Here is a 12,119-nt window from a genome sequence, read left to right on the forward strand (position 1 = left end):
CCGATGCTCGGACCGGGCTTGCTCCACCTTGGTAACCCGCACCCCCAGCAACACTCAAACCCCCCATCTACGAACAAAAGCCGTAGTGGAGGGGGCGGGAATTCACTCCGGCCACCCACCCCGAGGCGGCGGACGATCTTCCCCGATATTTTCCGGCGAGCGGGTTTAAGCCCAGCTCCAAAGGCATCCTTCCCGGACACAGGGCAGCAATACGGGCATACCGACCCAAACGCCAAAAGCCTCGGCCGAGGCGGGCCGAAAGTCCCTCCGCCGGTCTGCGCCGTTTCTCCTACCGCGCCTAGTAGGCCTCGAAAGGCCTGTGCGCCTTGTCACCGCCGGTGGGCCCGAAGCCTGTCCGTTTCGGGACCTTCGGCCCTGCGGCCTGACTACGCTGTCCGGCACCTGCACAGCACCCCGGGGGGAACAGATGACCGACGACACCGCCCATGGCCTGGACGGCATCGAGCTCGCCGACGCCGTGGAGTCGATCCGCAACCAGCTCGTCGACGCGGCGACCCGCGCCACCGGCACACCCGTCGCCTTCTCCGTCGGCGACATCCAGATGGAGTTCACCCTCGAACTCCGCCGCGAGAACAAGGCCGGGGGCAAGGTGAAGGCATGGGTCGTCGAGGCGGGCGCAGACACGTCCCGTTCCACCGGCACCACGCACAAGGTCGGCTTCACCCTCACCCCGCGCAACGCCGTGACCGGGGCGGCCTGGGAGATCGGCGACGAGGAGGCGGGAAGCACCGACCACTTCGGTGACGTCACGACGGCCACCCGGTGAGCCTCCTCCAGCCCGCCGACCGCACGGTGGTGGTCTCCGGCGCCCTCCAGGGCAGCGGGGTCCTGCTCACCGGCCGGCTGGTCCTGACCTGCGCCCATGTGGTCAAGAGCGGCAGCCGCTGCTACCTCGCCCATCCCGCCCTCGGCTCACGGATCGCGGCGTCCGTCGCCTGGATCGACCACGACCTCGACGCGGCCCTGCTCCAGACCGAGGTGCCGGTGATCGAGGCGGGGCCCGTGCGGCTCGGCCTGGTGGACACCCGTCAAGCCATCCACGGCTGCGAGATCACCGGGTTCCCGCGCATCCAGCGGTACGGCGCCGAGAAGCGCGTGGAAGCCGATCAGTACACCGCGACCGTCCTGCCCATGGCGGGCCGGCTGCGCAGGCTGCTGGTCTGCGACCTCGACCAGCCGCCGTCCGTACGGCCCGAGGAGGAGCCCTCCGTGCTCGCAGGCCTCTCCGGCGGCCCGGTGTTCGCGGGGGACGTACTGCTCGGCATCGCCCGTCAGGTGCCACGGCAGCGCGGCGGCAGACGGGTCGAATGCGTCCCCCTCGGCCCGGTGCTGAGCGCGAGCCCGTTCCGGCTCGTCTACGAGCAGACCGGCCCCCGCCTCCAGTACGAGAGCGTCCGGGGCCACTTCCCCGAGGACCTGCGGTACGAGGAGGGGTACGCGGCCTCCGTCGGCGCCGCCTACCGGCGTACGAAGATCTTCGGTCTGGACGAGCTGGGACGGCACGACTCGCAGTGGGACCTGGACACGGCCTACCTGAGCCTGGAGGCGCAGTCCCAGCCCCAGTCCCTCACGCTCCCGTCCACGGGCCCCCAGCGGGTCGACGCGCTTCTCACCGACCGCCCCCGGGTCCTGCTCCGGGGCGACGCGGGCGCGGGAAAGACCACGCTCCTGTGGTGGCTGGCCGCCCATACGTCGGCACGCACCCTGAGTGACGCCCTGGCGCCGCTCAACGGCCTGATCCCCTTCGTCGTCCCGCTGCGGACACTCCGGGCCCGGGGCAGCACCTTCCCCGGACCGGCGGAGCTGTCCGGGGCAGCGGGACTGGTGATCGACCGGGCCCCGGACGGCTGGGCGGGCCGGGTGCTGGAGTCCGGCCGGGCACTCCTGCTGGTCGACGGCCTGGACGAGGTTCCCCCCGAGGAACGGGAGCAGGCACACGCGTGGCTCTCCCAGCTCCTGCTGCGCTACCCGGACACCCGCTGCGTCGCCACGGTCCGCCCTCTGGCCGTGGAACCGGGCTGGCTGGACTCCGAGGGCTTCGAGGAGCTGCGGCTGCTGCCGATGCGGAACGAGGACATCCAGTCCTTCGTGAGGTCCTGGCACAGGGCGGCGCGGCTGTCCGAGGACGACGAGGACCTGGAGAGGCTGAACGAACTGGAACGCGATCTCTCCCGGCAGTTCGCGCAGAACTCCATCCTCCGGGACCTGGGCCGCACCCCGCTGCTGTGCGCGGTGATCTGCGCCCTGCACCGCCGCCGCGAGGGCTTCCTGCCGGAGACGCGCTGGAAGCTGTACCGCTCGGCGCTGGAGATGCTGCTGGGCCACCGCGACCGGCGGCGCCGGATCGAGCGCCCCGAAGGCATCGTCATGGACGTCGAGGAGCACACCCAGCTCCTCCAGCGCATCGCGGTGTGGCTGGTGCGCGAGGGCCAGTCGGAGTTCACCCGCGAACAGGCGCTGCGGCAGCTGGCCCGCGCCCTGCCGGGGATGGGCCGGGTCAGCGCCCAGGGCACGGCCGACCAGATCCTGACCCACCTCCTGAACCGCAGCGGCCTGCTCCAGGAGCACACGGACGAGACGTACCAGTTCGCCCACCGCACCTTCCAGGACTTCCTCGCCGCGAAGGAGCTCATCGAGGACGACCACCTCGGTGAACTGCTCGGCCACGCCGGCGAGGAGCAGTGGCAGGACGTCATCCTGCTCTCGGCCGGCCACTGCGGGCGCAGGGAGCTCCCCCTGCTGGTGGAGGGGCTGCTGGACGCGGGACTGGCCTTGCAGGAGGGCTCGCGGGCACGCAGGGACATCCACATCCTCGCAGCCCTGTGCGAGCAGCACGCCAGCTGGCTCGACCAGGCGGTGCGGGAACGGGTGAGGCGGAGCACCGCCGCGTTGTTCCCCCCGGACAACGGGGAGGACGCGACCGCACTCGCACGCCTCGGCGCAACGGCCCTGGCGCACCTTCCCCCGCCGCAGAACATGGCGTCCGACCGCCCCGCCACCGTTCCGGTCGAGGAACTGATCCGTGCCATCGGGGGCCGCGAGGCGATTCCGTACGCCCGGGCATGGGTCCTCCGGTACCCCGAGCGGAGCTGGTCCTTCGCGAGGGCCTGGGGCCATTTCCCCGCCGAGCAGTACGCACAGGACGTGCTGGCGCACTGCGATCTCGCGCGGGTACTGGTCACGGTGACCCGCAGGGAGCAGTTACGCGGTCTTCGCCACGTACCGTCCATGACCACCCTGGCCCTGGTCGTCGACGCCCCTGAGGAGGAACTGGGCGCCATGATGGAGGGCAGAGATCTCAAGACCCTCTTCGTGCGGAGGAACGCGGAGATCGAGCGTCTGTCCTGGCTGAGCGGTTCTGCCGGATCCCTGCGGTACCTGACGATCGCCGGGTGCCCCGCCCTGCGGGATCTGACTCCCCTCACGGAGCTGTCTGCGCTGAGGATCCTGGAGCTGGACATGCGGCACCTGGCGCCCGGGCTCCTCGCCCCGCTCGCCCAGCTGCCGGGGCTCCAGGTCCTGCGCCTGAACAACCTCGCCGTGGACCGGCTGGGTGTTCTACCGTCCCTTCCCGCGGTCACCAGCCTGGCGGTCTCGTGCGAGCATCCGTTACTCCTCGACGGCCTGGCTCCGTGGACCTCACTCCACACACTGGAGATCTCGGAGGTGGCCGCGTTCGAGTCCGCACTCGACGCGCTGCGCTCCGCGCCCCGGATCAGCACACTCAGGTGGCGTGCCTTCCCCTGGCCCGGCACGAGTAGCTCCGCCGCGCCGGTGCCCTCTGTCGCGGACCTGACCGTACAGGCTCCGCCGCCGGGCGAGGGCGTGGGGACCCTGAGGCGCCTCTTCCCCTCGCTCGCCCGTCTCACCTTCGTCGCTTCCGCCCGGCCCTCGGCGCTGGATCTCACGCCGCTGCACTCCTGGCCCGGACTCCAGGTGACGGTGGACGCGGGCTACGGTGCCACGCCGGTGGGGGGCGAGGGCCTGGGAAGCCGGCTCCACATCGACGTCTGCTGAGCGCACCGGAAAGGGGCTGCCCCGGACCGAAACCGGTCCGGGGCAGCCCCTTCGACGCTCAGGCGCTACGCGCGCCCTACGCTTCCTTCGACAGGTTCGGGCCGCCGCCCGCTGCCTGCTCGATCGGCGGGACGTCGGGCAGTGCCGACTTCTCCTCGCCCCGGAACGAGAACTTCTTCTCGTCCCCTTCGCCCTCGGTGTCCACGACCACGATGTGACCGGGACGCAGCTCACCGAAGAGGATCTTCTCCGAGAGGATGTCCTCGATCTCGCGCTGGATCGTCCGGCGCAGCGGCCGGGCGCCCATCACGGGGTCGTAGCCCTTCTTCGCCAGCAGCGACTTGGCCTCGGCACTGAGCTCGATGCCCATGTCGCGGTCCTTGAGGCGCTCATCCACCTTGGCGACCATCAGGTCGACGATCTGGATGATGTCTTCCTCGGTCAGCTGGTGGAAGACGACCGTGTCGTCGACACGGTTGAGGAACTCGGGCCTGAAGTGCTGCTTGAGCTCTTCGTTGACCTTGACCTTCATCCGCTCGTAGTTCGTCTTGACGTCGCCCTGGGCGGCGAAGCCCAGGTTGAAGCCCTTCGAGATGTCCCGGGTCCCGAGGTTGGTCGTCATGATGATGACCGTGTTCTTGAAGTCCACCACCCGGCCCTGGGAGTCGGTCAGACGACCGTCTTCCAGAATCTGGAGCAGGGAATTGAAGATATCGGGGTGGGCCTTCTCGACCTCGTCGAAGAGGACGACGGAGAACGGCTTGCGGCGCACCTTCTCGGTGAGCTGGCCACCCTCCTCGTAACCCACGTAACCGGGGGGCGAACCGAAGAGGCGGGAAACCGTGTGCTTCTCGCTGAACTCCGACATGTCGAGGGAGATCAGCGCGTCCTCGTCGCCGAAGAGGAATTCGGCGAGCGTCTTGGAGAGCTCCGTCTTACCGACACCGGACGGGCCGGCGAAGATGAACGAGCCACCGGGGCGCTTCGGGTCCTTCAGGCCGGCTCGCGTACGGCGGATCGCCTGCGAAAGGGCCTTGATGGCGTCCTTCTGCCCGATGACGCGCTTGTGGAGCTCGTCCTCCATGCGCAGCAGACGCGAGGACTCCTCCTCGGTCAGCTTGAAGACCGGGATGCCGGTGGCGGTGGCCAGGACCTCGGCGATGAGCTCGCCGTCGACCTCGGCGACGACGTCCATGTCGCCGGCCTTCCACTCCTTCTCCCGCTTGGCCTTCGCCGCCAGCAGCTGCTTCTCCTTGTCGCGGAGCGAAGCTGCCTTCTCGAAGTCCTGGGAGTCGATGGCCGACTCCTTGTCGCGGCGGACGCCCGCGATCTTCTCGTCGAACTCGCGGAGGTCCGGCGGCGCGGTCATCCGGCGGATGCGCATCCGGGAGCCGGCCTCGTCGATCAGGTCGATCGCCTTGTCCGGCAGGAAGCGGTCCGAGATGTAGCGGTCGGCCAGGGTCGCGGCCTGGACCAGCGCCTCGTCCGTGATCGAGACCCTGTGGTGGGCCTCGTAACGGTCGCGCAGACCCTTGAGGATCTCGATGGTGTGCGGCAGCGACGGCTCCGCGACCTGGATGGGCTGGAAGCGGCGCTCGAGCGCGGCGTCCTTCTCCAGGTGCTTGCGGTACTCGTCGAGCGTCGTGGCACCGATGGTCTGGAGTTCGCCTCGCGCCAGCATGGGCTTGAGGATGCTCGCCGCGTCGATCGCGCCCTCGGCGGCGCCCGCACCCACGAGGGTGTGGAGCTCGTCGATGAACAGGATGATGTCGCCGCGGGTGCGGATCTCCTTCAGGACCTTCTTCAGGCGCTCCTCGAAGTCACCTCGGTAGCGGGAACCCGCCACCAGGGCGCCGAGGTCCAGGGTGTAGAGGTGCTTGTCCTTGAGGGTCTCGGGCACCTCGCCCTTGACGATGGCCTGTGCCAGGCCCTCGACGACCGCCGTCTTGCCGACGCCGGGCTCGCCGATGAGCACCGGGTTGTTCTTCGTACGGCGGGAGAGCACCTGCATGACCCGCTCGATCTCCTTCTCGCGCCCGATGACCGGGTCGAGCTTGGATTCGCGAGCGGCCTGGGTGAGATTGCGGCCGAACTGGTCCAGGACCAGGGACGTGGAGGGCGTACCCTCCGCGGGGCCGCCGGCGGTGGCCGCCTCCTTGCCTCCCGAGTACCCGGAGAGCAGCTGGATGACCTGCTGCCGCACCCGGTTCAGGTCGGCGCCCAGCTTCACGAGGACCTGGGCCGCGACGCCCTCGCCCTCGCGGATGAGGCCGAGCAGGATGTGCTCCGTACCGATGTAGTTGTGGCCGAGCTGAAGGGCCTCGCGGAGCGACAGCTCCAGGACCTTCTTGGCCCGGGGGGTGAAGGGGATGTGCCCGGACGGGGCCTGCTGGCCCTGACCGATGATCTCCTCCACCTGCTGGCGGACCGCCTCGAGCGAAATCCCGAGGCTCTCCAGGGCCTTAGCGGCGACACCCTCACCCTCGTGGATCAGGCCCAGGAGGATGTGCTCGGTGCCGATGTAGTTGTGGTTGAGCATCCGGGCTTCTTCCTGAGCCAGGACGACAACCCGCCGCGCGCGGTCGGTGAACCTCTCGAACATCGTTAATCGCTCCTCAGAGCGGTCAGGCAGTAAGGGGTCGGTCCCCTCCCTGTCCTTCCGCAGCTTAGTCCCGCAAGCGGGGACCGCTCATTTCAACTGCCGACACCCGGCCCTGCTTCCCGGGGGTTCTCCCGCCCCGAACGCCGACAACTGCTCCAACCCGATGGTGCGAGACGATGTTCCCGCAGGCCAGGCAGATAGCCCTTTCGCCAGTACGCCGATGGCGAACGTGAGACGTTTTTGCCCGCGTGTCGCCCCTTCCCACTAGGGATGTCTTACCCGCACCCACTGACAGTCCATGCGGCGCACCCCCGTTTCCTCCGCTACGGGCGAACAACTTCGCGCCGCTGGATGCTCCCGCACTCCCCCGTGGTAGGGACGCAGAGGAATCGATCATGCGCGGTGCGTAACCCCGGGGCCGGTTCGGGGGTTCATCGGACATGGCTTCCCTCGTCCCGCCTCCCCGCTCGTCACCCGAATCGGACGGCTGCGCGCAGTGGTACGCCCGCGAGCTGGACTGGGCCACGACGGGCACCTCGCCGGTGCGGCTGCTCACGGGGCTGCGCTTCGACGTGCTGGACGTACCGGCCGCGGCTGGTCACGCGGCGCTGCGCCGCGTCGGACCCACCGGCCCGGTGGCACTGGCGGGGGGTCGCATGCGGCTGCTGGTGGCCGCGGGCAGCGCGGAGGAACTCCCCGGGCTGCTCGACTGGCTGGAGTGGGGCGGGATCTCGCTCGACCTCACCGCCATCGGTCACGGCGGGCACATCGCGGCTCCGCTGCCGCCCGACACGGCAGCGGCGGGCTCGCCGGGGGCCGCGTTCTGGCTGCGGCCCCCTGGGACGCGCCAGGAGGTGGAGCTGTCGCTCCCGGCCCTCGGCGGCCTCGGGAGCAGGGGTGGGGATACTCCCGATCTCGTACGACTCGTCGACGCGGCGGCAACGGAATGCCACCGGGTCAGGCTCACGCACGCACGGACACGCCTGCGGGCCCATCGGCCGACAGGTCAGCCGTTGGCCTTCTCGTAAGCCTCGCGGATCTCGGCCGGAACTCGACCACGGTCATTCACATTGTGGCCGTTCTCGCGCGCCCACCTACGGATCTCCGCGGTGTCCTTGTTGCCACCCGTAACGGCGCGGCCCTTGCCACGGCCGGTCGCGGCGCGACCACCGGTGCGACGGCCACTCTTGGTGTACGGCTCGAGAAGACCACGGAGCTTGTCCGCGTTGGTCGTCGTGAGGTCGATCTCGTACGTCTTGCCATCCAGAGCGAACGTCACTGTCTCGTCCGCCTCGCCACCGTCGAGGTCGTCAACAAGAAGGACCTGAACCTTCTGTGCCACCGGATTTCCTTTCATCGAAAATGCAGTACGCGGAAAGGAAACCGCTTTTCCCGGGAAAACACAAACCCCTGGCAGAGGTTCAGGAGTGCAAGAACACGGGAAACATGCGCGATTCGGACATAGGGTTCCGGCGTCTTCCGCCGTTCACAGGTGCAGAAGCATCCGGCTGTTGCCCAAGGTGTTCGGCTTCACTCGTTCGAGACCCAGGAACTCGGCGACACCCTCGTCATAGGAACGCAGCAGCTCACTGTAGACATCTCCGTCGACCGGGGTCTCTCCGATCTCGATGAAGCCGTGTGCGGCGAAGAAGTCGACTTCGAAGGTGAGACAGAAAACCCGGCGCACACCGAGCCAGCGCGCGGTCTGCAAGAGCTTGTCCAGCACCTGGTGTCCGACTCCGGCGCCCTTGATGCCGGGATCGACGGCGAGAGTACGGACTTCGGCGAGGTCTTCCCACATCACGTGCAGTGCGCCGCAGCCGACGACACGGGCGTCCTCGTCGCGTTCGGCGACCCAGAACTCCTGGATGTCCTCGTAAAGCGTCACCGTCGCTTTGTCGAGCAGGATGCCTTCGGAGACGTAGCCGTCAAGGAGTGTCCGGACGGCGGTCACATCGCTCGTCCTGGCGCGGCGGACGGTGATGGCCGGCCTATTTACCGACGGGCCGGTATGAAGATCCGTGCCCGACACCGTTTCCGGGCCGGGACGAGCTCCGGTTTGCGACTCGGTACGGTGCTCGGTTTGTGGCTGCTCTGAGGACATCCCCCGACGCTATCGCCCGCTCTCCGGCGGCGCTTCATCGGCTGCGGCCCTGTCGTCCGGCCCGCTCTCGGACGGTTCGGGGAAGGTGGGCGCGACGACGCGCATCGCGTCACCGAGAGCCTCGCGTTGCTCCGCGGACATCATGCCGAAGAAGGCGACCAGCGCGGCGGCCGGGTTGTCACTCTGGGACCACGCTTCGTTCATCAGTGCGGCCGAGTATGCGGCGCGGGTGGAGACCGCCGTATATCGATATGCGCGGCCGTCGACTTCGCGGCGTACCCAGCCCTTCTGATGGAGATTGTCCATTACCGTCATGACGGTCGTGTACGCGATGGACCGTTCCTGTTGAAGGTCCTCGAGAACTTCCCGCACCGTGACCGGCCGGTTCCATTGCCAGACCCGTGTCATCACGGCGTCTTCCAGCTCTCCCAATTGGCGAGGCACAGCATCACCTTAGTGCTAGATGTCTGGAATGGGATATTTCTGGGACGACAAAAGGGCGCACGACTCCACAGGAGCCGTGCGCCCTTCGTGCTCTGGTCCGGGCCGGAAGACCCTAGGCTCGCGGGGCCTGCTCGGCGGCTTCGGCGCGGGCGATCGCCGCGTCCACGGCGGCGTCCTCCTTGGCCTTGTTGGGGCCGCCCTGGCTCTTGATGATCGTCACGACGACGCCGACGAAGAAGACGGCCATCACCACGGGGGGAACGAGCGCGGATACGTAGTCCATGCCGTCCAGGGTAGCGAGCCCGGCATTCCGGCCGGTCCCGGGCACCCCTTCACGGGCGTGGCGCGCCTCAGGAGACGGCGCGCTCCTCCGGCGGGGTCGCCGGCGCGGGCCTGCGCCGCGGCGGGAAGACCTCGGACGGTTTCGGCGCCGGACGCTCGCCGGGGGAGGACGGCCGGGACGGGGTGGAGGGCCGCGCCGGCGCCGGGGGCCGCTCGGGCTCCTTGGCCGCCGCCATGCCGCCGGCGAGGGCCAGCAGCCTGCCGCGCGGCGCGGGCGCGGTCACGGGGACCGCGCGCCCGGCGAGGCGCGCCCGCACCGAGCGCTCGGCGAGCACCTGGCAGCGCTCCAGGAGGGCCGCGGCGACCGGCCCGCCGCGCAGGGCGCGCAGGGCCGCGAGGTCGTCGGGACGGGGGTCGTAACCCGCCGCGAGGGCGTCCTGGAGGAGCTCCAGGTAGCCACTGAGCGAGCCGGGGAGCGCTTCGCGGTAGCGGGCGAGATCGGCGAGGAGGAAGGCGCGCAGCCGGCCCGCCTCGCTCACCGCCTCGTCCACCGCACCCGCGAGCCGCAGGCAGTCCTGGACATCCTCTTCCGGCAGGGGCGTGGGGTGGAGGGCGTTGGCGAGAGCGCGTCGGAGCACCCGGAGCTCGTCCGCGCTGAACGCCATGCCGCCGCGTGATCCGTAGGGCGTGGGCATGGCGCGACAATACGTGCTAAATGGACAAAATCCGCTTAACTGGCCGCTCGGCGGCGCGGCGTCGGGCACCGCGCCGCCGGGCCGTTCCCGCAGGTGGCCGCAGGCGTGCGCTACATCCGGGCGATGTTGCGCTCGTACACGAGGCGGAGCCCGATGAGCGTCAGCCAGGGTTCGTGCTCGTCGATGACGGAGGAGTCCTTCAACACCATCGGAGCAAGGCCCCCGGTCGCGATGACCGTGACCTCGTCGGGGTCGGCCGCGAGCTCCTTCTTCATCCGCTCCACGACACCGTCGATCTGGCCGGCGAAGCCGTACACGATGCCGGACTGCATGGCCTCGACGGTGTTCTTGCCGATCACGCTGCGCGGCCTGGCCAGCTCGATCTTGCGCAGCTGGGCGCCCTTCGCTCCGAGGGCCTCCACCGAGATCTCGATACCGGGCGCGATCACCCCGCCCGCGTACTCGCCACGCGCGGACACCGCGTCGAAAGTGGTGGCCGTGCCGAGGTCGACGACGATCGCCGGGCCTCCGTAGAGCTCGACGGCGGCGACCGCGTTGACGATGCGGTCCGCGCCGACCTCCTTCGGGTTGTCCATCAGGACGGGCACACCCGTCTTGACGCCCGGCTCCACGAGGACCGCCGGGACGTCGCCGTAGTAGCGGCGGGTGACCTCGCGGAGCTCGTGCAGCACGGCGGGGACCGTCGAGCAGATCGCGATGCCCTCGATGCCGTCGCCGAGCTCCATGCCGAGCAGGGGGTGCATGCCCATCAGGCCCTGGAGCAGCACGGCGAGCTCGTCGGCGGTGCGGCGGGAGTCGGTGGAGATCCGCCAGTGCTCGACGATCTCCTCGCCGTCGAACAGGCCCAGGACGGTGTGGGAGTTGCCGACGTCGATGGTGAGCAGCATCAGGCGTCGGCCCCGTCGGTCGGCGTGACGTCGCGGAAGTCCAGACCGATGTCGAGGATCGGCGAGGAGTGCGTGAGCGCGCCGACGGCCAGGTAGTCCACCCCTGCCTCGGCATAGGCGCGGGCGGAGTCCAGGGAGAGCCGGCCCGAGGACTCCAGCAGGGCACGGCCTCCGACGAGAGCGACGGCCTCGGCGGTCGCGGACGGGGTGAAGTTGTCCAGCAGGATCAGGTCGGCGCCCGCGTCGAGCACCTCGCGTACCTGCTCCAGGGTGTCGACCTCGACCTCGATCGCCAGCTCCGGGTAGGCCTTCCTGACCCGTGTGAACGCCTCGGCGACTCCTCCGGCGGCGATCACGTGGTTGTCCTTGACCAGCGCGGCGTCCACGAGCGACATCCGGTGGTTGACGCCGCCGCCGCAGCGCACCGCGTACTTCTCCAGGGCGCGCAGCCCCGGGGTCGTCTTGCGGGTGTCACGGACCTGGGCCTTCGAGCCTTCGAGCACGTCGGCCCAGGCACGGGTCGCCGTGGCGATCCCGGAGAGCCGGCAGAGCAGGTTGAGCGCGCTGCGCTCACCGGTGAGCAGGTCACGCGTGCGGGTGGTGACCGTCAGCAGCTTCTGCCCGGGCACGACGCGGTCGCCGTCCTCGACGTGCCGCTCGACCTCGAACTCCTCGGTGCAGACGATGGACAGGACGGCCTCGGCGACGCGCAGACCGGCCACGACGCCCGCCTCGCGCGCGGTGAAGTCGCCGGTGGCGACGGCGTCCACCGGGACGGTCGCGACGGTGGTGACGTCCTCGCCTCCGTCGAGGTCCTCCTCGATGGCGACGTGGGCGATGTCCTCGACCTGCACCGGGTCCAGCCCGGCCTCGGACAGCAGCTGGGCGAGCGCGGGGTCCAGCCCGCACTCCAGGCCGTCGGGGTCGTAGCCGTCACCGCAGCCGCAGCCGTCGCCGCAGCCGCCCCCGGACTCGGCGGGTGCGCCGATGTGGATCAGCGGTACGTCGACGGGCGTGGGGCGCGGATTCTCTTCGGGCGTGCTCAC

At 69.6% G+C, this 12,119-nt stretch carries 11 protein-coding genes; 3 read left to right on the plus strand and 8 right to left on the minus strand.

All coding sequences use genetic code 11. The features are described 5' to 3' along the window. Positions 1–427: 427 nt before the first annotated feature. Entirely contained in the window at positions 428–787 is a 360-nt protein-coding gene (locus ACFYQ6_RS30650; RefSeq protein WP_361585445.1) for a trypco2 family protein, read from the plus strand. Beyond that, complete coding sequence (locus ACFYQ6_RS30655; RefSeq protein ID WP_388766072.1) at positions 784–4,038, plus strand: NACHT domain-containing protein; 3,255 nt, start codon at positions 784–786, stop codon at positions 4,036–4,038. The genes ACFYQ6_RS30650 and ACFYQ6_RS30655 overlap by 4 nt, the downstream gene beginning before the upstream one ends. Positions 4,039–4,114: 76 nt before the next feature. Here ACFYQ6_RS30655 and ACFYQ6_RS30660 read toward each other — a convergent pair whose 3' ends face one another. Beyond that, complete coding sequence (locus ACFYQ6_RS30660) at positions 4,115–6,640, minus strand: ATP-dependent Clp protease ATP-binding subunit (protein ID WP_361585450.1); 2,526 nt, start codon at positions 6,638–6,640, stop codon at positions 4,115–4,117. Positions 6,641–7,080: 440 nt separating this feature from the next. Here ACFYQ6_RS30660 and ACFYQ6_RS30665 point away from each other — a divergent pair, with 440 nt between their 5' ends. Then, positions 7,081–7,668, plus strand: coding sequence for an SCO3374 family protein (locus tag ACFYQ6_RS30665; protein WP_361585453.1), 588 nt, complete (start codon positions 7,081–7,083; stop codon positions 7,666–7,668). Here ACFYQ6_RS30665 and ACFYQ6_RS30670 read toward each other — a convergent pair. From ACFYQ6_RS30670 to nadC, 7 genes are all read right to left on the minus strand, one after another. Then, positions 7,647–7,982, minus strand: coding sequence for an Lsr2 family protein (locus ACFYQ6_RS30670; RefSeq protein WP_073750230.1), 336 nt, complete (start codon positions 7,980–7,982; stop codon positions 7,647–7,649). The genes ACFYQ6_RS30665 and ACFYQ6_RS30670 overlap by 22 nt on opposite strands. Before the next feature lie 144 nt (positions 7,983–8,126). Continuing rightward, a complete protein-coding gene (locus ACFYQ6_RS30675) occupies positions 8,127–8,744 on the minus strand; it encodes an amino-acid N-acetyltransferase (protein ID WP_361585456.1) in 618 nt (205 codons plus the stop codon). Between the two features lie 9 nt (positions 8,745–8,753). Next, positions 8,754–9,188, minus strand: a complete 435-nt coding sequence (locus ACFYQ6_RS30680; RefSeq protein ID WP_361585459.1) for a BlaI/MecI/CopY family transcriptional regulator — start codon at positions 9,186–9,188, stop codon at positions 8,754–8,756. Between the two features lie 112 nt (positions 9,189–9,300). Then, the gene (locus ACFYQ6_RS30685; RefSeq protein WP_356744487.1) at positions 9,301–9,471 is read right to left on the minus strand and encodes a hypothetical protein; all 171 of its coding nucleotides are present in this window, start codon (positions 9,469–9,471) and stop codon (positions 9,301–9,303) included. A 67-nt stretch (positions 9,472–9,538) separates the two neighbouring features. Beyond that, positions 9,539–10,135 carry a hypothetical protein gene (locus tag ACFYQ6_RS30690; protein ID WP_361585535.1) on the minus strand — a complete coding sequence of 199 codons (597 nt, stop codon included), beginning with the start codon at positions 10,133–10,135 and terminating at the stop codon, positions 9,539–9,541. 140 nt (positions 10,136–10,275) lie between these two features. Then, positions 10,276–11,073, minus strand: coding sequence for a type III pantothenate kinase (locus ACFYQ6_RS30695; protein ID WP_361585462.1), 798 nt, complete (start codon positions 11,071–11,073; stop codon positions 10,276–10,278). Further along, on the minus strand, positions 11,073–12,119 hold the full coding sequence (gene nadC / locus ACFYQ6_RS30700) for a carboxylating nicotinate-nucleotide diphosphorylase (RefSeq protein ID WP_361585465.1): 1,047 nt from the start codon (positions 12,117–12,119) through the stop codon (positions 11,073–11,075). Before nadC ends, ACFYQ6_RS30695 begins: the two co-directional genes overlap by 1 nt.

The organism is Streptomyces sp. NPDC005494, from assembly GCF_042872025.1.
Taxonomy (GTDB): Bacteria; Actinomycetota; Actinomycetes; order Streptomycetales; family Streptomycetaceae; genus Streptomyces.